Annotated in this window: 17 protein-coding genes, 3 tRNA genes and 1 pseudogene; 6 read left to right on the forward strand and 15 right to left on the reverse strand. The window is 37.5% G+C overall.

The window, feature by feature from the left end; all coding sequences use genetic code 11:
* Positions 1 to 158: 158 nt before the first annotated feature.
* Together CHB62_RS07685 and CHB62_RS07690 are read right to left on the reverse strand one after the other, a co-directional pair.
* A tRNA-Gly gene (locus CHB62_RS07685) sits at positions 159 to 229 on the reverse strand.
* Between the two features lie 3 nt (positions 230 to 232).
* A tRNA-Thr gene (locus CHB62_RS07690) sits at positions 233 to 308 on the reverse strand.
* 349 nt (positions 309 to 657) lie between these two features.
* Between CHB62_RS07690 and CHB62_RS07695 the strand changes: the two genes are divergently transcribed.
* Complete coding sequence (locus tag CHB62_RS07695; protein WP_089366373.1) at positions 658 to 1,959, forward strand: M64 family metallopeptidase; 1,302 nt, start codon at positions 658 to 660, stop codon at positions 1,957 to 1,959.
* 439 nt (positions 1,960 to 2,398) lie between these two features.
* Here the strand turns inward: CHB62_RS07695 and glyA are convergent, their stop codons facing one another.
* The gene (glyA, locus tag CHB62_RS07700) at positions 2,399 to 3,679 is read right to left on the reverse strand and encodes a serine hydroxymethyltransferase (protein ID WP_089366374.1); all 1,281 of its coding nucleotides are present in this window, start codon (positions 3,677 to 3,679) and stop codon (positions 2,399 to 2,401) included.
* A 208-nt stretch (positions 3,680 to 3,887) separates the two neighbouring features.
* Here glyA and CHB62_RS07705 point away from each other — a divergent pair, with 208 nt between their 5' ends.
* Positions 3,888 to 4,268 carry a hypothetical protein gene (locus tag CHB62_RS07705; protein ID WP_009011985.1) on the forward strand — a complete coding sequence of 127 codons (381 nt, stop codon included), beginning with the start codon at positions 3,888 to 3,890 and terminating at the stop codon, positions 4,266 to 4,268.
* 212 nt (positions 4,269 to 4,480) lie between these two features.
* Here the strand turns inward: CHB62_RS07705 and CHB62_RS07710 are convergent, their stop codons facing one another.
* The 8 genes and pseudogenes from CHB62_RS07710 to CHB62_RS14640 all read right to left on the reverse strand — a co-directional run.
* Positions 4,481 to 4,804, reverse strand: a complete 324-nt coding sequence (locus tag CHB62_RS07710) for a cupin domain-containing protein (protein WP_089366375.1) — start codon at positions 4,802 to 4,804, stop codon at positions 4,481 to 4,483.
* 138 nt (positions 4,805 to 4,942) lie between these two features.
* Positions 4,943 to 5,935 carry a tRNA epoxyqueuosine(34) reductase QueG gene (gene queG / locus CHB62_RS07715; protein WP_089366376.1) on the reverse strand — a complete coding sequence of 331 codons (993 nt, stop codon included), beginning with the start codon at positions 5,933 to 5,935 and terminating at the stop codon, positions 4,943 to 4,945.
* Positions 5,936 to 6,079: 144 nt separating this feature from the next.
* A complete protein-coding gene (locus CHB62_RS07720; RefSeq protein WP_089366377.1) occupies positions 6,080 to 6,712 on the reverse strand; it encodes a polysaccharide deacetylase family protein in 633 nt (210 codons plus the stop codon).
* A 200-nt stretch (positions 6,713 to 6,912) separates the two neighbouring features.
* Complete coding sequence (locus CHB62_RS07725; RefSeq protein WP_089366378.1) at positions 6,913 to 10,230, reverse strand: glycosyltransferase family 117 protein; 3,318 nt, start codon at positions 10,228 to 10,230, stop codon at positions 6,913 to 6,915.
* Between the two features lie 850 nt (positions 10,231 to 11,080).
* Positions 11,081 to 11,569 carry a hypothetical protein gene (locus CHB62_RS07730; RefSeq protein ID WP_089366379.1) on the reverse strand — a complete coding sequence of 163 codons (489 nt, stop codon included), beginning with the start codon at positions 11,567 to 11,569 and terminating at the stop codon, positions 11,081 to 11,083.
* 251 nt (positions 11,570 to 11,820) lie between these two features.
* On the reverse strand, positions 11,821 to 12,330 hold the full coding sequence (locus CHB62_RS07735) for a hypothetical protein (RefSeq protein ID WP_089366380.1): 510 nt from the start codon (positions 12,328 to 12,330) through the stop codon (positions 11,821 to 11,823).
* 299 nt (positions 12,331 to 12,629) lie between these two features.
* Positions 12,630 to 13,091, reverse strand: a complete 462-nt coding sequence (locus CHB62_RS07740; protein WP_089366381.1) for a hypothetical protein — start codon at positions 13,089 to 13,091, stop codon at positions 12,630 to 12,632.
* Between the two features lie 363 nt (positions 13,092 to 13,454).
* Positions 13,455 to 13,604 (reverse strand): annotated as a pseudogene (locus CHB62_RS14640) (IS4 family transposase); the annotation flags it as partial.
* Positions 13,605 to 13,741: 137 nt separating this feature from the next.
* Here CHB62_RS14640 and CHB62_RS07745 point away from each other — a divergent pair.
* Positions 13,742 to 14,386 (forward strand): SH3 domain-containing protein, encoded by a 645-nt coding sequence (locus CHB62_RS07745; protein WP_089366382.1) that lies wholly within the window; start codon positions 13,742 to 13,744, stop codon positions 14,384 to 14,386.
* Positions 14,387 to 14,657: 271 nt separating this feature from the next.
* Here the strand turns inward: CHB62_RS07745 and CHB62_RS14875 are convergent, their stop codons facing one another.
* On the reverse strand, positions 14,658 to 14,804 hold the full coding sequence (locus CHB62_RS14875; RefSeq protein WP_158296830.1) for a hypothetical protein: 147 nt from the start codon (positions 14,802 to 14,804) through the stop codon (positions 14,658 to 14,660).
* A 206-nt stretch (positions 14,805 to 15,010) separates the two neighbouring features.
* Here CHB62_RS14875 and CHB62_RS07750 point away from each other — a divergent pair, with 206 nt between their 5' ends.
* Positions 15,011 to 15,454 (forward strand): PM0498 family protein, encoded by a 444-nt coding sequence (locus CHB62_RS07750; protein ID WP_089366383.1) that lies wholly within the window; start codon positions 15,011 to 15,013, stop codon positions 15,452 to 15,454.
* Between the two features lie 264 nt (positions 15,455 to 15,718).
* Here the strand turns inward: CHB62_RS07750 and nrdD are convergent, their stop codons facing one another.
* Positions 15,719 to 17,878, reverse strand: coding sequence for an anaerobic ribonucleoside-triphosphate reductase (gene nrdD, locus CHB62_RS07755; protein WP_089366384.1), 2,160 nt, complete (start codon positions 17,876 to 17,878; stop codon positions 15,719 to 15,721).
* A gap of 503 nt (positions 17,879 to 18,381) precedes the next feature.
* Here nrdD and CHB62_RS07760 point away from each other — a divergent pair.
* Positions 18,382 to 19,071, forward strand: coding sequence for an HAD family hydrolase (locus CHB62_RS07760; protein ID WP_089366385.1), 690 nt, complete (start codon positions 18,382 to 18,384; stop codon positions 19,069 to 19,071).
* A gap of 123 nt (positions 19,072 to 19,194) precedes the next feature.
* Complete coding sequence (locus tag CHB62_RS07765) at positions 19,195 to 19,395, forward strand: hypothetical protein (RefSeq protein WP_009011115.1); 201 nt, start codon at positions 19,195 to 19,197, stop codon at positions 19,393 to 19,395.
* A gap of 1,501 nt (positions 19,396 to 20,896) precedes the next feature.
* On the opposite strand, the gene CHB62_RS07770 is transcribed toward CHB62_RS07765, so the two are convergent.
* Positions 20,897 to 20,969, reverse strand: a tRNA-Phe gene (locus CHB62_RS07770).
* Positions 20,970 to 21,101: 132 nt separating this feature from the next.
* Positions 21,102 to 22,211 (reverse strand): thiamine-phosphate kinase, encoded by a 1,110-nt coding sequence (locus CHB62_RS07775; RefSeq protein ID WP_089366386.1) that lies wholly within the window; start codon positions 22,209 to 22,211, stop codon positions 21,102 to 21,104.
* Positions 22,212 to 22,296: the final 85 nt, after the last annotated feature.

Genomic DNA, 22,296 nt, shown 5'->3' on the forward strand with positions numbered 1-22,296 from the left:
CAAGTTTATATAGGCTATTTAAAGCCCAATAAATCATTTTATATGAAATTAGCAGCATAGCTGCAGTAAATAACGAATTATGTGGTAGACAAGGTAAAGGAAGAATAGAAAAGAGGATGTATCAATTTTGACACACCCTCTTAATTTAATAATCTGTGAGCGGAATACGGGAGTCGAACCCGCCTCACAGGCTTGGGAAGCCCGTGCACTACCGATGTGCTAATTCCGCTAATGGAGCCGATACCCGGACTCGAACCGGGGACCTACGCATTACGAATGCGTTGCTCTACCAACTGAGCCATATCGGCGGTAATGCGATGCAAAGATACATCAAAAAAAACAAACGACCAAATTTTTGTTTTACGTTTTTGTTTTTACTATTAATGAAAGTACATATTCTGTTTCTTCATAGCGTCATAACTAATTTAATAGCCTCACGTTGTAATCTATAATTATCCAAGGTCTATTCCACAATGATTATTTTTCTTGAGATTTAACAATCTCTTGCAGTGAATTATAGCATTTATTTTTTGTCTTTCTTCATTATTATTGATAACTTTGCAATAGATATAAATAAGTAAGGATAGTAATCTTCTTTTCAGTATTCTTCCTGCTTATATAATTTAATTTGAAAATTCCTGATTTAATTAAAGACCTATGAAGAAAATTATTACACTTTTATTCTTGGCGCTCGCTATGACTGTTTCTGCCCAAGATTTCAGTTCTTATTTCGATGATGCAACTCTTCGTCTGGATTACATTTTTGCTGGTAATGCACAGCATCAGACGATTGCTGTAGACGAGTTGTCACGTATTCCGCACTGGTATGGTAAACATGAACGTTTAGCAGAGGTCCCTGTTGAAGGGAACGGACAGGTAATTGTTCGTGATCATCGTACGCAGAAAGTTATTTATCGCAATTCTTTCTCAACTCTTTTCCAAGAATGGTTAACGTATGATGAAGCAAAGAAGCCGTCAGAAAAATCCTTTGAAAATGTTTTCCTGGTTCCTTTCCCCAAAGATACTGTGGATATCACAGTTGAATTAAGAAACAATCGTCGTCAACCAACTGTGTCTATGAGTCATACAGTTAATCCAAAGGATATTCTTATTCGTCATATTGGCGAGCATTCTGTTACGCCTTACGAAACATTACAGAAAGCTGCCGATACGACACGTTGTATTCATATTGCATACATAGCAGAGGGATATACTGAAGCAGAGATGCCTAATTTTATTGAGGCATGCCAAACTGCTAATGAAGCTCTTTTCGCACACGAGCCGTTTAAATCATTGCGTCAACGCTTTAATGTTATTGCAGTTAAAGCACCTTCTGTAGAGAGTGGCACTTCAGAACCATCAAAAGGTATATGGAAAAACACAGCTCTTCACTCTCATTTCGACACGTTTTATAGTGATCGATATCTTACGACATTGCATTTGAAAGACCTACACGACTGGTTGGCTGGTACGCCTTATGAGCATATTATAGTGCTCGTCAACACAGAAAAGTATGGTGGAGGAGGTATTCTTAACTCATATAACCTCTCAATGGTTCGCAACTCTTATTTCAAACCTGTTGTTGTTCATGAGTTTGGGCATTCTTTTGCAGGTTTGGGAGACGAATATGCGTACGAGAAAGAACAGATTAATATGTACCCTACTGATGTGGAACCTTGGGAGCCAAACTTGACTACCTTAGTAGATTTCCATGGTAAATGGGAAAAGCTTATTGACAAGAAAACCCCTATACCAACACCACAACCAGCCGATCTTGACAAAGCTAATGTTCGTCGAGATAAGTGGAAGGTTGGAGTTTATGAGCCTGCAGGCTATTCTCAGCATGGTGTTTATCGTGCATACCCAGACTGCCGTATGCGTACGAATATGCATCCTGAGTTTTGTCCAGCTTGTAATTTGGGTCTGACAAAGCTTATTAAGTTCTATACGGGAGAGTAGGGGATATTTGTTTAGCTTACATCTCTTTTTAAAGTAATTTATTGATAGTTTTATAACTTGGCTTATGTGTTCCATCAGATATGTTCTGGGAATACATAAGCCATATTGTTTGGGTGAAGTGATTAAGATTCATCTTTTGTGTTATACAAAAATACAATGTCTTTGGGTTCTCCTGTTAAATAGATAGATTTGTGCATTGATTAAGATTTAGAGTATAGCTCCTTAAAATGCAGCTTGGTTGTTTTCAGCTAACAGAATATTGTGCATTGTATAGAAATAGTACGCATTGCTATTTTCTTTAACATTCAAAAGCCTTATCTACGCATTTAATGGAAGAACTAATTATTTTCTATACTATATAAAAAGGTGTGCCATTCATTTGGCACACCTCTGTTGTTGTTTAGTATCTTATAAAGTTGATACCTCTTAATTCTTATGTTTAGTAAGCGAAAAGAGGATAATCCTTCATTGTCTCATTCACTTTCTCACGAACTCGCTTGATAACCTGTTCGTTCTCAGGATCTGATAAGACTTCGTCGATAAGCTCGGCACAGAGAAACATCATATCTTCTTTGCAACCACGAGTAGTCATGGCTGCTGTACCAAGACGTAATCCACTGGTCTGGAAAGCAGAACGCTCATCGTATGGAACCTTATTCTTGTTTGCTGTGATATCTGCTGCAACAAGAGCATTCTCAGCAACTTTACCAGTAAGGTCTGGATACTTTTGACGTAGATCGAGCAACATAGAGTGGTTATCCGTGCCACCGCTAACGATACTGAAGCCCTTGTCAACAAGTGCCTGTGCGAGTACGGACGCATTCTTCTTCACTTGCATTGCATATTCTTTCCAGCTTGGAAGGAGGTTTTCACCAAAACCTACAGCCTTAGCTGCGATAACATGCTCCAATGGTCCGCCCTGATTGCCAGGGAATACAGCAGAGTTGAAGAGCATTGACATAGGCTTTAAGTCGCCCTTCTTTGTTGTTAAACCCCAAGGGTTAGCGAAATCTTTACCCATAAGAATAACACCACCACGAGGACCACGCAATGTCTTATGAGTTGTGGTTGTAACAATATGTGCGTACTTTACAGGATTATCAAGCAAACCTGCTGCGATAAGACCAGCTGGATGAGCCATATCAATCATCAATAAAGCACCAACCTCATCAGCTATCTGACGCATACGCTTGTAATCCCACTCACGACTGTAGGCAGAACCACCACCAATAATGAGCTTAGGTTTATGTTCACGTGCAAGACGCTCCATCTCATCATAGTCTACACGTCCTGTTTCAGGATTGAGCGTATAACCGACGTGATTATAGAGTATACCAGATGTGTTCACCTCGCTACCATGAGAGAGATGGCCACCTTGGTCAAGATCAAGTCCCATGAATGTGTCGCCTGGTTTCAGTACGGCAAGCAAGACTGCTTGGTTAGCTTGTGCACCAGAATGTGGCTGCACGTTGGCATACTCAGCACCAAAGAGTTCTTTTACGCGCTCAATAGCGAGTGTTTCAACTTTGTCAACCACTTGGCAACCACCATAATAGCGTTTACCTGGATAACCTTCAGCATACTTGTTGGTTAAGTAGGAACCCATAGCTTGCATCACTTCGTCACTGACAAAATTCTCAGATGCAATCAGCTCCATTCCTTTGAGCTGGCGCTTGTGTTCCATCTCAATAAGGTCAAAAATTTCTTGATCTCTTCTCATGTGTATTGAATGTTTAGTAGGGAGTCATTTTCTTCAAATTAATCCCTGGTTAGTGATAATGTTGCAAATATACGAATTAATGTTTTAACTTGCAAGTGTATCAAAAAAATAATGTAACTTTGCAATAGAATAGTGTGATTATTATTTGCTTATCTCAGTATTGTAATGTGAGAAAAGTGCTGGTTTACAATATATTATAAGTTTATATATGAAATTAAAAGAATTATTCCAAGCTTACAGTTTTGATGAGATTTATCCTCTAATCGGACTGATGTTTCCTAAAGGTAGGCATTTGCGTACTCAGTTTGGTAATGCATACGACTTGTTGTTAACACTTAATCCTGTCGCATCTAAGAAGCAGATTCGTTATCAGTTGATGGAGGATCCTGATACAAATGAGATGTTTTTCGGAGCTGATGACCATGATTTTAATGGTCCATGGGAAGTATTACTTGGTAAGGAAGTAAAGAAAGAGCCTAAGGTTGACCTTACTAATGAGGAGATGGTGGCTAATTGTTTGTTGAATACAGTATTAATAGGTAGGCATCCACGCTCTTTCGAAAGTGATTTTCAAGTTATAGTCAAGTAAATAATCACGCTACTAAAGTATTTAGTAGATTAACAAAACGAGTTGACAAGTCGCTGTAGTTTAAGGCTCTAATTCCCTTTTTCAAGCAACTTGTCAACTTGTTTATTCTAGTTCTTGAGGTTTTATAAACCTTGATAAACTGTTATCTGATTTATTAAAGAAATTGTTATCTTGTCGAGCAATTTTATTAATCAACTCGTCACCCCACAGTCTTATCCTCTAATCATTGTAATAATCATCTTAAATTTTTCGGGTGCATTTACAGAGTGGGGAGCTCCACTTGGAATGATGAAACTTTCGCCCGTTTTGATGATATGCTTAACCTTATCAACTGTCAGTTCCATCTTTCCGTCGACAACTTGAATAAAAGCATCGAATGGTGCTGTATGTTCTGAAAGTCCTTGACCAGTATCGAAACTGAATAAGGTTACACTACCCGCATTGCTGTGTACCAATTCTTTGCTTACTACGCCACCTTCAGAATAGTCTATAACTTCGTTAGACTTGAATACAACTGCTTTTTCTACTTTAGCCATGTTTTTATCTATTTTGTTTGTAATATGTTATTATCTCTTTATAAACCTACGCAACAAAGTTAATGCCAATGCTGCAGGTAGGAACAAATGTTACTTCTAACCATAAACGCTGAGTCACAATTGTGTGTTCTCGTTTCTTTAAAACTTTTTTACGGTGATATTTCGTTTAAGACCTTCGAACTTAACACGCTTTACAGCTGAACCTTTGAACAAACGCTGATACTCCTCAACGGTAAGATTATGCCACTTTTCTTTACTCATACTAAGTAGTTCGGGCTTTGGTTGCAGCGTTGGTTCCGTGTTTGGTGTTGCATATCTATTCCATGGGCATGCTGTTTGACAACGGTCACAGCCATAGATTGTATCACCCATAGCTGCTTTTGCCTCGTCAGATAATTCTCCTCTGTTTTCTATTAGTTGATAAGATAAGCAGCGTTCGGCATGGAAATCCTCATCAGGAATAATGGCTCTGGTAGGACACGCATCAATGCATCGATGGCATCTGCCACACCGATTGGGCATTGGCTCATCATAATTATCGGTGTCAAATGGGAGGAATATTTCACCTAAAAAGAACATAGATCCAGCATGAGGAATAATGAGTTGATGATTACGCCCAACCCATCCAAGTCCTGCTTTCTGTGCCCAATAGCGTTCAAGGACAGGAGCTGTGTCACAGAAACAACGTATGGTAGGCTTTTCATCTTCTTTATTTTGAGGAATTTGATACTGTTCTGCTATCTTTGTTGCTAATTCTCTCATCTTTCGTTTCATCAAGTCATGGTAATCCTGACCAAGTGCATAGGCTGCTATTTGGTATTCCCCTTCTGGTATCTGTTGAGCAGGTGCATAGTTGAGGGCAAGCGATATGATACTACGTACACCTGGAACAAGGAGACAAGGATTAAGTCGTTTCTCCAAGTAGTTGGCCATATAGGCCATTGAAGCTTCTTCTCCTTTTTTCAACCATTGTCGATATTTCAGTGCAATTACCTCATCAACAGGTGCTGCCTTTGCTATGCCACAAGCAAAGAATCCCATCGAGTGGGCTAAGGACTTAATAACTGATGATTGAACAACAGAGGAGTCCATTCCATGTGTGTTAGTGTTGAAAGTATCTATTGATGACATACAATGAATTTAATATTTTCTTTCTGCACCTTTTCTTAGCAGATACAGGTGAATTAGTGAGGAGATACTCCATGTAGAATGGTATGTTATACCATGAAATGTTATCCTTTTATTTAAATAGTAATGTTGTAAGACAATATATTATTAAAAGGTCTCAGCGGGATCATCGGGGAATACCTTAAACGCATATCCTTGCTCTTTCAACCATTGCAACGATTCTGGAAGTGCTGTACGAAGTTTATCTATACTTTTAAGAGAATCATGGAAAGTAATGATAGAACCATTTCGTGAGTATTTTTTTACATTCTTTACAACATCATCAGCCGTCAACCATTTGGAATAATCTCGTGTTACAAGATCCCACATAACGACGCGATAATTCTGTTTCACCCACCAATAAACTGTATGACGGAGCCATCCATGTGGTGGTCGGAAGTAAGGGGTATTGAGTAAAGCGTCTGCCTTCGTTACATCTACTGCGTATGTCAATGTCCAATGCCTAAAGGAACCAAGGTGATGATAGGTATGGTTACCGACTTTGTGACCTCGTCGAATAACCTCTTCATATAGTTCAGGATGTTTTCTAACGTTGTCAGCAACCATGAAAAACATTGCTTTCGCATTGAATTGGTCGAGTATGTCGAGGATAAAAGGTGTTGCCTCAGGTATAGGTCCGTCATCAAATGTCAGATAGACCGAATGATCCTCCTTGTCCATACGCCAAAGTGCATGTGGATATAGGATACGTAGCCATCGTGCAGGTTGTTCTATTATCATATAATGTAATCCTCTTTGTTCTCCTCTAAATCCATTAATTAGGGAGAGGTTTGTTATTTATACATGGTTTTTCTTTATTTATCTTCCATAGATTTAAAGGAGGATATAAAGCAAAAAGCCAGAGTTTGGTTATCTGTTATGATAACCAGATTCTGGCTTTTAGATAATTATTTTAAATGGAGAGCTTCTGCTCTCTAAGTTTATAATGACCCACCTTTTGCTTTGAAGATCTGGAACAGGTTGTTAAGCTGATTTGCATGCTTCTCAGCCCATGCACGATTGGTCTGGTCATTGTCATTGACAAGATTCATCATTATCTGGAAGTGCATCTTACATGACCCTTCTGACATGTTGAAAAGACGAGGAGGAAGATTCATATAGTAGTTTGCATACTGAAGAGAAATCTTCCACAACGCATCATAGAGTTGACTTGCTTTTGCCTTTTGTCCCAACAATGCGTATGCACGTGCCATATCACCAGAACCACTCATATAGCTGACAGGTACATTATAGGTAGGTATCTCCTTCTCAACCTTCTGTAAGACCTTCAATGCTTTAGCCTTCTCACCCTTTGCAATGAGGTGAAGTGCAAGGTCGGCCATCTCACGACGATGTGTATAGCACATACGAGCTACAGTTTCATCGATGTAAAGTCCTGGCTTGCTAAGGCCACCCCACTTAAAGCGGTTCATCATTACATCGTATGTCTTCTCTGTATCGAAGTTACGCATGTTGATACCTTCTGAATCCTGACTTTGTACTGTTGAGAATGGTGTGATACGATTGACCAAACCTTCTTGAACAAAGTTATCACCTAAGTTCATAAAATTCTCTGAACCAACAGTGATTGCTACGTAGAGAGGACGTGTCCAGTTGCAGTTAGCTATCATCTCAAGCATCATCAAGTCGTTCTTATACAACGCTTGTTTTCCTGCCAGAGAGATGACCATACGGTCTGGAATTGAATCGCCAGGGAGCATCATACCACTTCGACGTACAGCTTCCTTATCGATAGTCATATAAATGGTATCGGTAGGAATACAGTGGGTCTCATCATTCTTTGAGCGTACCCAATATTTGAGGATATTCTTTAACTCAAATGGGTCGTCACCAAATTGTGCCTTTGCAGAAACTGGATCCTGCTTGTAGAATTCCTTAATCTGTTCCTTATACTGTGGTTCAACTCGTACAGCCTCATTAGTACCACTTACATAATCGAGGCGTGGCCATGAGATAGGGACGCTCGGGGATTTATATGCAGGACGTCGCATCTGGTCAATATACCAGTCTGTCTGTAGGTAAGAAAGGTTACATACGCGTGTATCTGTACGTACTCCTTCAACCTCTTGGTTGTACCATAGTGGGAAGGTGTCATTATCACCATTTGTGAAGATGATTGGATTACCCTTCTGCTGTAGTGAGTTAAGGTAGTTCTGACCAAAGTCGCGACATGTGTATCGGCCTGAACGGTCATGGTCGTCCCATGTCTGAGATGCCATCTGAATAGGAACAAGCAGACAGACGAGTGAGATGACTAATGCTGACAATACCGGTGCAACTTTCAATTTACGTACCCAATCGTAGAGTGCCAATACACCTAAACCACACCAAATTGCGTAGGCATAGAATGAACCTGCATAGGCATAGTCGCGCTCACGTGGCTGACTTGGTGTCTGGTTCAAATAGATTACGATAGCAAGACCTGTCATAAAGAACAGGAAGAATACCACCCAGAACTGCTGTATACCTCGTTTGCCACGCCACGCCTGCCAAAAAAGTCCAATAAGACCAAGTAACAGTGGTAAGCAATAGAATACGTTATGACCCTTATTAGCTTTCAGCTCATCGGGCATTAAGTTCTGATTACCATAGAGTGCATTGTCAATGAATGAGATACCAGTAATCCAGTTGCCATGTTCGGGCTCACCATTACCTTGTATATCGTTCTGACGTCCTGCGAAATTCCACATGAAATAACGCCAGTACATGAAATTACACTGATAAGAGAGGAAGAACCTTAGGTTTTCCAATTGTGTTGGCATCTTCACGCCGTCAACGTCATGTCCGACAATACCTCCCATCCACTGCTCATATTGAGCCGCATGGCTAGGGTCATACATACGAGGGAAGAACATATTCTGGTCAAACACCTGTGTTGCTTTATGACGTACAACGAAATAAGAATCTTTCTCATCTTTAGATGCTTTCTCCTTACGTTCATAGACAGGTGCACCCTCATCGAACTTATAATGTGTACCATCATCTGTAACAGAAGGCTGACTTGAGTAAGCCTGTCCGTAGAATAATGGATGGTCACCGTACTGATCACGGCTCAGATAGCTACCCAAGGTAAAGATGTCCTCTGGTGAGTTCTGGTCCATAGGAGGATTGGCTGTTGAGCGAATAACAATCACTGCGTATGAAGAATAGCCGATAATCAACATCAGCATACACAGTAGGGCTGTATTCTTTACACGTGGTGATATAAGAGCAACACGTTGTCTTTTTCCTTCTTTGTTGAATGGACGCTGCCACTGTAGTAGCACATAAACGACAGCCAGTACAACAAGACCTGTGAAGAAAGCAGTCCAACCATAGCCATAGAATGGTATACCAATTAAAGCTAATGCTGCTAAGAATGCAATGTTCTGCCGTCTTGTGTCTTTGTTTTGATATGTCTCATATATACCCCATACAAAGGAAGCAATAAGAAGAGCTATATATACAATGGTACCTGTATTAAATGGCATGCCAAGGGTGTTTGTGAAGAATAGTTCAAACCACCCTCCAACGGTGATAATACCAGGTACAACACCATAGAGTACAGCTGCGACAAGAACCACAGAGAGTACTAAGGCTAATAATGATCCCCTTAGATTAGCCTCAGGAACCTTCTTATAATAGTAAACCAGTACAATAGCTGGGATACAAAGGAGATTGAGCAGGTGAACACCAATAGATAAGCCTGTCATATAGGTAATGAGAATCAGCCAACGATCAGAATGTGGCTTGTCTGCATTATCTTCCCATTTTAAGATGAGCCAGAATACTACTGCGGTAAATGCTGATGAATAAGCATATACCTCTCCTTCAACGGCAGAGAACCAGAAAGTGTCACTGAACGTATAAATCAGTGCACCAACAAGACCTGCACCCTCTATAGCAATGGTTTTTGCAAGTGATGGAGCTTCTCCGTCACGCACGATTAGTCGACGTGAGAGGTGGGTGATGGTCCAGAAAAGGAACATGATACACGTTGCTGAAAGCAATGCGCTCATGGTGTTAACCATGCGTGCTACCTCTGTAGGATCGCTTGCAAAATGTGAGAAAAGATTAGCTGTAAGCATGAAGAACGGTGCCCCAGGAGGGTGTCCAATCTCCAGTTTATAGCCTGTTGTAATGAATTCTGGACAGTCCCAAAAGCTGGCTGTCGGTTCAATTGTGGAGCAATAGACGAAGGCTGCAATAAGGAATGCAATCCATCCGAAGATGTTGTCCACCAGTCTAAATTGTTTCATTTATGCGATTAGAATTTACTGTCTACTCATCTTTCTTGGATAAGCAGAGATATTTATTTCGAAATAATCGGTGCAAAGATAATAATATTAATCAAAACAACGTAAAGAGAGTGGAGAAATTATAATAAAATGTGATGAAAAGGACATGACTAACGTTTGGAATTGACTTTATTTGCTTGGGTTAAAGCATAAAGGTAAGATTATGTAAATGTGTTTTTTGAAGTTTTATACTCGAATAGGAGGATTATATTACACATCTTATAAGAATATTTTTTATTTTAAGTTGCTGTCATTTTTAACATTTAATGTAATACCACTGTAAACTAATAAGTTATATAATGATTTTGGATGACAGTAGTGACAGCAAAATTATTTTTTGAGAAATACTTAGATCTCTTTATACTGAGTTTGGGCGCTTTAAAGAGCATTCGTTTATTATGAATATGCCAATAAGGTTTCGGGAAACGCAAATGATTGTGTTTAAGAATGATGATTAAATTATGGGTCTTCAGGATTTTGGAGTGATAAGTTTTGCCGCTTGTGTTTAGAGTTTGAAGCAATGTCACACGGAGGCACGGAGAGGACGGAGGATTATTAAAACAAAGCAATGGAAGTAACGGAGGCACCGACGGTGCATAGAGCCACGGAGCTTGTTTGCCAATTCTATTAGCAATTTATATACAAAGCGTTTACCTCAAAATAGTTATCAAGAATCTGTACGATATACCTCCGTCGCTCTTTGTGCCGTCGGCACCTCCGTGACATAGCATTACCTCCGTTTCTCCATTACTCCGTGTGCCTATTATATAAGACTTTTAGTTTATCACTCCATATTTCGGAAGAACCCTTTTTAAAGCTCTACCAACCATACGCCATCTTTCTTAAGATAAACGATTGGCTCTACATCAAATTTGAAGCCCTCAATGGGGGTACGTTCTTCCCAAATGTCAGTTACTTCATTCACAAAAGAATCATAAGGTAAATGAATTCTTCTATCATCATAAAGATGTAACCCTAATTTTTTCTTTGTCTCTAATTCAGGAGATAATATAATCTCATTTTTTTCTAAAATGATATTTTCTAAATAATACTTTCCAGCCTGATAGTTACAATAATTCTCCCTCCGAAAAGCACTCTGTATCTGTTCTGCGGATAGAGTTATGAAAACTTTATCTGATAAAAACTCATTTGTTTTGCAATTTTCATATCTTTTAAATCCAATACTCAATAGCCCTTCTTTAAAAGAGGTTTGAAGACGATATAAGTTTTCTTCTACTTTCCAAAACCGACATTCTATACCTTTAAAAAAAGCATAGTCATTATTTTTTATTTTCAACATAACACATCATTTTATGATAATATTTTTTCATCTTCTTTACTGTAGGTTGCCCTTAAATTTCTTTGCCATTATTAGACACCTCCCATATTTCATCACCTTCATTAAATTTTACTCTTCGTAGCAAATTCCATTCAGGTATTCCTAATCTACCATTATTACCAGGGGTAAATCCATATCTTCTGAAGTAGGGATGACAAGTATCTGCGGGGTATCTTCTTATTTAAATCGGATTACTGTTATTCATTCGCGCTTTATTTGATGTTTCTCTTATACCATGCACCATGCAGATTCTCTTCAATATATGAATTATCTTTGAACAGATAAACTAATGGTTCTACATCAAAAACAAAATCAGAAATAGGCTTTCGCTCTTCCCAAATGATTGGAGATGAAGCTATGAATTCCTCATAAGGAACTTCTATTCGGCTATCATCATGGTCATATAATTTTAAGTATCTTCTCGTCTTACGTTCGTTTGGATATAGTATGAATAATCCATGCCATATATTCTCAATATCATACTTGTACCCCAAGTAAATGCAATACATGCGACCCTCATAGGCAGAATAAGGATACTTCTGATCCATTTTAAGGAATAGCTTAAAATACTCTCCGCTTTTTGAGAATAACCTTGAATCAACCTCTTCTTTCGTATAGATATACCAGAACCACATATTGTCATTATTACAGTAAGTATCTAATCGTAGTTCTTTTCCATTTATTAAGATTCGCTTACCTACCTTTTTTTCTATTTTCATCATTTGATAACTATAAATTTTTCTTCTTTAAATACTGCATATAAAGTTTGCTTACCATCACGTGTTGTCTTCCAAATTTCAGTTCCATCTTCAATAGAAACTCCAAGACCTCTTGGTATTGTAAATTCTGAGACTCCGATTCTCCCTTTTATTCCAGCTGTAAAACTATGTGAAGTGAAAGGATAAACCTAATCATCAAATGTACCACCTTTGGGGATAACAATATTCTCAGGAATATCTTTTGATTTGAACTTTATGACCACACAACTATTTTTTGAAAGATGCAACTTAATGTCCTTGTTTTACTCCTCCACCAACCAAATACCATCTTTTTTAAGATAAACGATTGGCTCTACATCAAATTTGAAACCCTCTATTGGTTTGCGTTCCTCCCAAATGTCAGAATTTTCCTCTTCTATCGCCTCATATATGGGGTCATATCCCTGTCTTGGAAAATCTTTAAAATATTTCATTGCTTCTTCTAATGGACGAAGTATAAATTTGCCTTCTGAAGAATTTTCTACAAAGAAATTAAATCCCTTATATTTAACAAAGGTTATTGTATTAAAGGCGCTTGAAATATCTTTTTTTGAAACATATTTATAGCTTATTATATTATTATGTTGCAAGAAACCTATTTTGCTCAACTTTTCATATTGGCACTTTCTATCTATTAATTCAAACATATCAGGATTATCTGTTTTATAAAAATAATACTTTTGCAATAGATAGATAGCAAAATTTCCTCGTTTGTACGTTCTCATAAAATTACTTTATAGATATAAATTTATTTTCGTTCTCGCTAAATATTGCTTTTAATATCTCTCTGCCATCGCTAAAAATTCATACAACTCTGCTCCGTCGTATAGCTCGGCATAAAATTGGTTTCTAAATTTAAATTTGGCAAAGTCAAGTACCAAGTGCGAATTTACTTAATCTTTTTGTTAAAAACAAATTCTGGGGGTCTACATTTCTATTTTTATCTTTATCCTGTGATTTCGATACTTCAATTGGTAACATGGTAAGTGGACAAGTCAATGAGTAGATAAGTGAACAAGTTGCTTGTATCAAAGATAAAGTAACATGGTAAGTGGACAAGTGAACGAGTGGACAAGTTAACAAGTTGCTTGCGAAGCCGAGACCCCGTCCTGTTTCTCCAATGAAAGACGAGATAACAGGTGACCGATGCCAAAAAGATAAAATAAATCATCATTCATTCAAGTTTTAACACTCAAAAGTTTGGATAACTCGCTTATTTTCTTTATTTTTGCTTCCATAATAGTTGTGTTGTCTTGTCTTTAAAATCAGTTGTTTAGCAATTACTAATTTACAAAGAAAATTCGACAAACTGTTATTTTTCTATTTATTAGGGTGGGAAACTTTTGTTAAGTACATATAAGTAAAATATTTGATTATGAAAAGATATATAACGATAACCTTCTTATCATGCATGTGTTTCTTTTCTATGTATGCGCAGCACTCAGCTAAGGATTGTTTATATGATCTTTATAAAGTTCTTAGTACGTGTCATAATAAAGATTACATTGGGATAGGAGACTGTAATTATTCTATTAGCTCCCTTTACCAAGGAAAGAATGAGCGAATAATTTTTGATGCGATAAAAAATGCGTGTATATTTAGCTATGGCAACCCCCTTGACTCTGTTGTAGAAGTTAATTTAGGGAATAAAGTACTATATTTTATGGTGAATACAGAATCACCTCGTAGCTTTAAATATTCTGATATTAATTCTATATATGATGGAAATGGGCTCAGTCTTGTAGATAGAGATGATTATATGAAATTTCCAGCGATTATTAATGACTCTGACGGCTTTACTTACGTTAGAGAGGGGCCTTCTAAAAAGTATAGGGTTAAAGGTAAAATATTGAAAAATGATATTTTTTTGTATACGCCTGTTTTAGACGGAGATTGGTATAGGGCCTATTCTAAAAATGGTAGTGCATACCTTGGATATGTATATCGCAAACGGATTCTACCTTATGATAAATGTCCTATTAATATAAAAAAGAAAATGGAGAAAATTATGTTTGACTAAGTATCCTATATCTTTGATGTTTGTAATTAAGTCAAAGAATATGGCTTGGTAATAAATAACTAAAGTTTCCCACCCCTTCAAACACAGACTTTTCTCATTCCCTTTTGCCTGTCGTTCCCCTAATATCCATTGACTTTTAACACATGACTAACTGAGGTTATTCAGTGTGTCCATATACTTCATCCCGTTTTTCCAATGCTTCAGCCATTACGAGGATTTTGGACATCGCTTTGTTATTACCGCTGATTGTATCCATAAGGTGTTGGGGGTGTCACCCCAAGCGTTTCTCCAATGACAGGCGAGATAACAAGTGACCAATGCCAAACTTATCAAAAAGATGAAATAAATCATCACTTATTCGAGTTTTAACACTCAAAAGTTTGGATAACTCGCTTATTTTCTTTATTTTTGCTTCCATAATAGTTGTGTTGTCTTGTCTTTAAAATCAGTTCTTTAGCGATTACTAATTTACAAAGAAAATTCGGCAAACTGTTATTTCTCTATCTATTTATTAGGGTGGGAAACTTTAGTATATCATTAATGTCCCGATTTTAATGGGACACTAATGACTCGAGAACAAAGATGTCAAACGTGCCCTAAAAAAGGACAAAAATATCTTTGAGAATGATAGTATTTAATAAAAAAATGATATTCCTTCTGAAAAGACAGCCTATTTCAAATAAGCTGTCCAAAGGACTTGCGAATCTTTTAAAAGAAGGAATCACTGTCAATGGACAATGTATTTTCTTTAAACGTTTTTATGTCAATAATCCACATATAACATTAGATTTGTTTGATGATATGGCGGCGTATGAATGTTTTCTCAATAATGTCCACATTGAAGATTTTTGTCGTAAGGATATCTTATCAAATGCTTTTATTTTCGCAGATAGATTGGGGAATATACTAAAAGAAATGAAATGTGAATATGAGATTATATTAACCATAGACAGAGAGTCATGTGTACTTACATTCCATTCGTTACATGAATCTGAAGCAGATTGGATGGATCTCTGTAAAATCGATGATTATAAATGTGGAATAGCTCTTTTTAGGTCTCAAGGGTAATGCTCCGAATCCGAGGACACCAAAATAAAAGATTAGTTACTTTATTGGTAGTAGGGTGAACTTTTTATAATAGTGTTGTGTGTCAAATAAGTGGTTTTGTGGATACTTGGATTTATTTTTGAATGTTGCAGTATGAAATCTATGAAGAGGAATACAAACAAATACGGACACACATAAGCGTGTGTCCGTAAATGATTTTAAGGTGTTAGACGTGAAGTCTGTCAACCCTATTAGTAAGTTAAAGCGTTTTTACAATAATGTTTGTTATGCGTTCTTGGTTTCAGTAACCGTTTCTTTACATAACTTCTCATTTGTTGTATTAACTGTATATTTATCTTCTCCTGCATAGAAACGGCGGTGTGCTTCCTCCTGGCGAGGTACAGAGAAGTTACTAACACGTTTCATGTAACCAATGATGCGAGTGAGATAATCAACATTCTTAGAATGGCAATGTGGACATTCGTGCATATAACGTTTGTCGATATGACCGCAATCATTGCAGATAGTGTTAGGAATATTGAATGTGAAGTAGTTGCAACCTTCCTGTGCAGCGACACGCAACAACTGGCGATACTGTGGCTCAGAGAGGTGCTCTTCGAGGTTCATGTGAAGTGCAGAACCACCAGTTAGATGTTCTATATAAGGTGCTCCGTGCAGTTTGAACTTGTCAAGAATCGTCAGTGAATTGTCTTCTACACGATAGAAATAGCTGTTATAGCAGTTACGCGGAACGAAATAGCCATCTTCGGCATCCCATTTTGCATGCTTAACACCAACATTCTCCGCAGGAATCATCTCGCAGTTGAACATTGCTTCTTTAGTTCGGAAAGCCTTGTTCTGCGTTTCTATCAATCCAAGTACAGTCTGTACGAACTTCTTATACTCCTCATTCGGTGTGATGTCAAGTCCCATGAATTCTGCTGCTTCTACAAGACCATTGATACCAATGGTGAGATACTGGCGATCAATGTTGATGTATCCAGCATCAAAGAGTGGGAGCATGTGATTACGCAGTAACTCCTTGAGGTTTTCATTGTATGCTAATTGTACCTTATGGCACAACTCGATAATACGCGTCAGATACTCCTTGTAATCAAGGTTGTTGTTGACTGCATACTGAATACAGCGATTGAGATTGATTGTCAACACACTCTTTGATCCAGTTGAGACGCCACCAGCACCGAGCGTATAAGAGAATCCATTGTCTTGAATTTCATTACGTAGACGACAGCATGAACTTAGTGAGTCGGCATTGTCGCTCATGTATGTGAAGAAACTATGTCCATCAGAATACATCTTAGCTGCAAAGTCACCCCATTCCTTATCCTTACAATCACCATTCTCTGCTAACAAAGCCATTGTTTCTACAGGGAAGGTGAGAACAGTCTTTAGTCGTTCTTGATTGAACCAAGTCATGAATCGCTTTTGTAACCATGACAAACTCTCCCAGTCAGGTTGTGAACCATCAGGAAAATAGAAGTTCCCGAAGAGTGATTCAAAGTAAGGACGATCATAATAAGAGATATTCCAGAAAACTGCTTGATAGTTACGTGCTCCCGTAGGTTGGTTCAAGGAATAGACTATCTGTTCAAAGTAGTCTGTAATAACCTTGTCTATCGTACGTTTTCTGACGCTCAAGTCAACTACCTCATCGGCATGTTCCCAATAGTCTTTACCATATTCTTTCTGAATAAAGTAGTTCATATACATCAAGAACTCTGGTGTTGCACAGGCACCAGCAAGCATTGATGAGACCATGAAAACCATGTTTATAAATCCACCGCAGAAGCTTTTTAGATTTGTAGGGGCTGTGGAATTTCCTCCGATAGAGGTTGTACCACCAATAAGCCATGGATACATTGTGATAGAAGCACAATAGTTGGCAAGGTTTGTCTCATCGTTCTTATATATAAAGTGGTGGGTTAGGAGATTGATATATTCATCAGCCAAGTCCTTACCATACATCTTCTTGATACGATCAACGAGTAGTCTTCGATTGAGACGGATGAAACCTTGCTTTGGAAGTTCGCCAATAAGTGTTGCAATGTTTTTGTGTTCGACATTAGCATTGGCGTCAAACTTTGAACCTGTGGCAGCGTTGGTGGCAATGCAATAGTCTGAGAGGAACTTCATCTTCTCAAGTGTTTCGCGGTCTTCTGTGTGTTGCTGACGATAAACAATGAAGCTCTTTGCTACATTGTAATATCCTTCTTTCATCAATGCCAATTCGACCTGGTTTTGGATGTCTTCTACCTTGATGTCGTTTTGAATATCAAGATTAGAAATAATCTTAGATAATACACCTAAATCAGTTGGTTCGTTAACACTCTCAAAAGCCTTGAGTATGGCGTTCATGATTTTGTCGAGGGAGAATCTTTCCTTTGAACCATCACGTTTAGTGATTGTGAAGTTCTTTATTTCCATTGCTATTTTAGTTTTTAGACGTTTATTATTTTATATGTATTTATCCTCAAAAAAGTATAAGTTAGATACCAATTTTCTCTTTATAAGTTGTCAGTTTTGGAAAACTTTTTTCGTATTCAACTTTCAAAAGTTTCCTGTTTTGATAAACTTTGTGCTGCAAATTTAAGTAAAAGTATTCAATCAACAAAAGATTATTCGACTAAAAAATATTGGATAAATTACTAACTTTTGATGCTTTTTCGTCTGTATTGTAGACGTATAAAAGGGTTGGCGATGATCTCATCTGATAAAATATTTTTTTTATGAGTGAGCTCTTTTAATTTTATTAGGATGGTTATTCGTTTTTCATAAGTCGACCTCTATTGTCGTATCATTATATAGGAAAACAGCATGATTTACGCTTATTTTTATTCAGTCTCTTGTCTTTATAGTGTATTTTATATGGTTTTTATGGTTGTAGTATATATAAATAATGTAATTTTGCAGTTCGAAACAAGAAAGTTATGAAAGATATATCATTGATAGCCTTTGATGCTGATGACACACTATGGGAGTGTCAAACTTACTTTGAGACAGTGGAGAGAGAATATTGCGAGATACTAAGCTCATATTCTTCTGCAGATGAGATCTCAAAAGCTCTCTTTGCTGTTGAGACGGCTAACATGCCTCTTTTGGGGTATGGTAGTAAGGCTTTTATATTGTCATTGCTGGAGAATGCAATAGAGATAAGTGATGGGAAACTAAAAGCAGAGGAAGTTAAACGAATTTTAGCATTGGGAAAAGAACTCCTTCAACTGCCTGGTAAGCCTATGAAGGGAGTCGTTGAAACTTTGAAGGTGTTGCGTGAATTAGAGAAATATCATTTAGTTGTATTTACTAAAGGTGAATTACTTGATCAAGAGAATAAATTTCATCGTTCGGGTTTGGCCCCATATTTTGAGGATATTATAGTTGTTTCGGATAAGACGGAGAAGTCTTATCATCAGTTGTGCGAGCGTTATTCGATTGGAGTAGGGGAGCTACTGATGGTTGGTAACTCTTTCCGTTCGGATATAGAGCCTGTGCTAAAACTTGGGGGGTGGGCTGCTCATATACCTTTTCATACAACTTGGCAACATGAGGTGATAGAGGAGTACAAACATCCTCATTTGTTGAAATTAGAGTTCTTTACGCAGTTGAAGGAGGTATTATAATAATGTTTGCTTATTTAATTATAGTATTTAACAAACAAGGTTATTATCGATAAGGTTCTTTATTTAGCTTTTTCTGTTTGTAAATAAATATGGTTTAACTCTCATCAATTAATAAGAATAACAATGTTAGCACCACAAATAGATTTTTCTGATCGTGAGGAACGAATTGAATTCATCCAAGAACGTTTCCACTGTAAGGCACCCTCATGTGGCGGTTGTGGGTCGTGTAATCTGCCTGACGGTGTTCCTGCCCTTGAATATTTTGCTGATTACATAGATGGTAAGGTTGAGTTTGTAAAGCTTGCAGCAAAAATATGGGAGTAGGGGAAGTGTTTCCACTCTTGACGTATTAGCTTATAACAATGAGTAAGCTGGGTTGATTTTACTTTTCAAGTAGCTTAGAAGCAGCCTTATCATGCTAAGATACAAATAAATGGCTTTATTTATTTCACTTTGCTTTACTATTTAATATTAATTTGAGTACTGCCATAATAATGGTATGGTAATGTCTACTAAGGTCATGACGATATAATACTCTATTTTACAAGAAAAGTTTAAATTCATTTTGCTGTCACATTTAACATTTCATGTAAACCCACTGTGTATTAGTAAGTTAGACGTTGATTGCGTATGACAGATGTGACAGCAAATCTAATTTTGGCTGAATTGTGTTGTTAACGATGTACAGAAGATGGACTTGTTGGTTACATTCGATTGCGATGGAGTTATCAAAAGGTTTATAGAGAGATTTGTGCGAGTGCAATAAAGAATAATGGCTATGTTATTAGAGAAATAAGTAAAGGCATAACAAGGTGATGATTCTAAAGTTAGGCTGGTTTTAATGGGCATGGCAATGAACGTCACGTTCATAGATAAAGACTATCCGTATAACATGGGTTAAGTTGTAAAAACAATAGGGTTGGGTAGGGGAGAGGGTAGGATTAGTATCATCGTTATAAAACTACACCTGGTATTATTGTAAAGTCTTTTTCGTACTCTTCCAACTAAGTAGTTATCCTCTGTGGTTTAAGGACATGCCCTTTAAGGTTCAAGAACATGCTCCTCTTGGGTATTGTTAACGCCCTTCTTGAGACTAATTAGGCACCTTCTCCTTTGTAGCTTTTAACTAATTGATTTCAAGTTAGTTGTTAGTTTGATTATAACGAGTAATTTTACTCTTGTTTGTAACTATGTTTATGAAAATATGTCGTGACTTTTTATTAGCAATGGAGGAGATTAAATGATAGAAAGACAAGATGTGTAGAAACCTTATAGTTGTAGCTGTTTGGAAATAAAGATTGCTTTCCTATAAAGTTTAAGTTGTTTTTTTCTTTTCGTAAAATAACTTTACATGTAATAAAACATGCGTAGGAGGAGAGGGTAATGATTATCGCTTTTTCTATTCAAAGATGGTTTAAGTATGAAGTCAGTTCTTGGATAGAGGATTAAAAGAGGTTGCTTGTGAGTGTACTTTTAATCTTTTGCAGAGAAAGCCACTATTAGTTGATATAGTGATAAACAACTTTATCGTTCATTAGTTCGAAAGATTGTTTTGTCTGATACTGTTTTTTTCATTCTTTTGTACAGTAAATCTTTTATGTTTGAAGGCTGAAGAAGAGGCTAACGACTATTTGAGAATTTGTGTGTTTATTATCACTACATGCGTTATTGATTGTCAATACTCCGTTATTCTATTGTTTCGATGATAATGATTTAGGGGTAATTGTTCGTTAATGGCGGATGGTAAGTGTTTGAAAAAAAGCAATTTAGGGACAATAAAAAAAAGAGCGGCCTCTTACGAGAACCGCCCTGATGAAAGGAGGAGTGGTACCACCAGGAATCGAACCGGGGACACAAGGATTTTCAGTCCTTTGCTCTACCAACTGAGCTATGGCACCATCTATATCTTGCTTTGTTTTAAGAAGCAGTGTTGCTATTTTTTAATTGCGATGCAAAGGTAGTACTTTTATTTTATTCCTCCAAACTTTTATAAAGAAAATTGCCGATATTTACATCCTTTAACAAGTGGGTCAATCCTTTGTAATAGGCCATCCTTGCGCCTTTAACTCGAATTCATTTCCGTCTCGAGCGATAAGGAATGAACCCAGGCTCTCCTTTGTTATATAACCTATCTGTCTGATATTCTCCATCTTATCAATCTTCTCATGGTCGCCAATTGGTACTGTAAAAAGAAGTTCGTAGTCTTCTCCACCATTTAATGCAGCAGTTGTAAGGTTCATATTAAATTCTTCGCAGGTTGCTGCAGTTTGATAATCAATAGGGATATTCTTCTCATAAACTCTACAACCACAGTGACTCTTTTCGCAAATATGTTTCAGTTCGCTTGCCAATCCGTCAGAGATATCAATCATAGCTGTTGGATGTATTCCTGCTTCTCGTAGTTGGTTGAGAATATCGCCACGTGCTTCTGGCTTCAACTGGCGGTCGATAAGATATTCTTTCCCTGCAAAGTCGGGTTGAAAATCTTCAATGGCTGCACGTTCTTGGCGCAGTGCTTCGAGTCGCCTCTCGTCTTTATTGTTTTGAGCTTCCTTCACCTTATTATTATACTCTTGCACTTGCTGATAGTAAACAGATTTCTCTCGTTCGAGAATCTGTAGTCCCATATAAGCAGAACCAAGGTCGCCTGTCACACAAATGAGGTCGGTCTCGTTTGCACCACTGCGATAAGTGACATCTTCTTTAGCTGCTTCACCAATACAAGTTATGTTGATAGCAAGTCCTGTGTACGAAGAAGTGGTATCACCTCCTACGATGTCTACATTCCATTTGGTACAAGCTTTGTTCAGTCCTGCATAGAACTGCTCGATGTCTTCCACCTTAAATCGCTTTCCCAAGCCTAAAGACACGATGATTTGACGTGGTTGCCCATTCATAGCAAAGATATTACTCATCGCAATCATAGCCACCTTATAAGCAAGATGCTCCATGTCGATGTAAGTCAAGTCAAACTGTACTCCTTCCATGAACATCTGTGAGGAGACGAGAGTTTCTTTGTTTGTATAATTCAAAACAGCTGCATCGTCACCCACTCCCATAATGGTAGAGCTATTAATTGGTTGAATATCTTTTGTAAGACGGTCGATAAGTCCAAACTCACCAAGTTCTTTTATTTCCATTGATTATGTTAATTGCTTTGTGATAAAAAGTCTAAGACGTTCTTTATCTATTTGCTTATAGATTAAAGAACGTCTTGAGATAGTC

Source organism: Prevotella jejuni (genome assembly GCF_900187995.1).
Taxonomy (GTDB): domain Bacteria; phylum Bacteroidota; class Bacteroidia; order Bacteroidales; family Bacteroidaceae; genus Prevotella; species Prevotella jejuni.

What these genes read in the sequence shown, in the direction of transcription:
- CHB62_RS07750 (WP_089366383.1), top strand. Translation starts at nt 15,011, where the DNA reads ATGATAGTATTTAATAAAAAAATGATATTCCTTCTGAAAAGACAGCCT.
- CHB62_RS14875 (WP_158296830.1), bottom strand. Translation starts at nt 14,804, where the DNA reads ATGGAAGCAAAAATAAAGAAAATAAGCGAGTTATCCAAACTTTTGAGT.
- CHB62_RS07765 (WP_009011115.1), top strand. Translation starts at nt 19,195, where the DNA reads ATGTTAGCACCACAAATAGATTTTTCTGATCGTGAGGAACGAATTGAA.
- queG (WP_089366376.1), bottom strand. Translation starts at nt 5,935, where the DNA reads ATGTCATCAATAGATACTTTCAACACTAACACACATGGAATGGACTCC.
- CHB62_RS07725 (WP_089366378.1), bottom strand. Translation starts at nt 10,230, where the DNA reads ATGAAACAATTTAGACTGGTGGACAACATCTTCGGATGGATTGCATTC.
- CHB62_RS07740 (WP_089366381.1), bottom strand. Translation starts at nt 13,091, where the DNA reads ATGAGAACGTACAAACGAGGAAATTTTGCTATCTATCTATTGCAAAAG.
- CHB62_RS07730 (WP_089366379.1), bottom strand. Translation starts at nt 11,569, where the DNA reads ATGTTGAAAATAAAAAATAATGACTATGCTTTTTTTAAAGGTATAGAA.
- glyA (WP_089366374.1), bottom strand. Translation starts at nt 3,679, where the DNA reads ATGAGAAGAGATCAAGAAATTTTTGACCTTATTGAGATGGAACACAAG.
- CHB62_RS07705 (WP_009011985.1), top strand. Translation starts at nt 3,888, where the DNA reads ATGAAATTAAAAGAATTATTCCAAGCTTACAGTTTTGATGAGATTTAT.
- CHB62_RS07760 (WP_089366385.1), top strand. Translation starts at nt 18,382, where the DNA reads ATGAAAGATATATCATTGATAGCCTTTGATGCTGATGACACACTATGG.
- CHB62_RS07735 (WP_089366380.1), bottom strand. Translation starts at nt 12,330, where the DNA reads ATGATGAAAATAGAAAAAAAGGTAGGTAAGCGAATCTTAATAAATGGA.
- CHB62_RS07695 (WP_089366373.1), top strand. Translation starts at nt 658, where the DNA reads ATGAAGAAAATTATTACACTTTTATTCTTGGCGCTCGCTATGACTGTT.
- CHB62_RS07745 (WP_089366382.1), top strand. Translation starts at nt 13,742, where the DNA reads ATGAAAAGATATATAACGATAACCTTCTTATCATGCATGTGTTTCTTT.
- CHB62_RS07720 (WP_089366377.1), bottom strand. Translation starts at nt 6,712, where the DNA reads ATGATAATAGAACAACCTGCACGATGGCTACGTATCCTATATCCACAT.
- nrdD (WP_089366384.1), bottom strand. Translation starts at nt 17,878, where the DNA reads ATGGAAATAAAGAACTTCACAATCACTAAACGTGATGGTTCAAAGGAA.
- CHB62_RS07710 (WP_089366375.1), bottom strand. Translation starts at nt 4,804, where the DNA reads ATGGCTAAAGTAGAAAAAGCAGTTGTATTCAAGTCTAACGAAGTTATA.
- CHB62_RS07775 (WP_089366386.1), bottom strand. Translation starts at nt 22,211, where the DNA reads ATGGAAATAAAAGAACTTGGTGAGTTTGGACTTATCGACCGTCTTACA.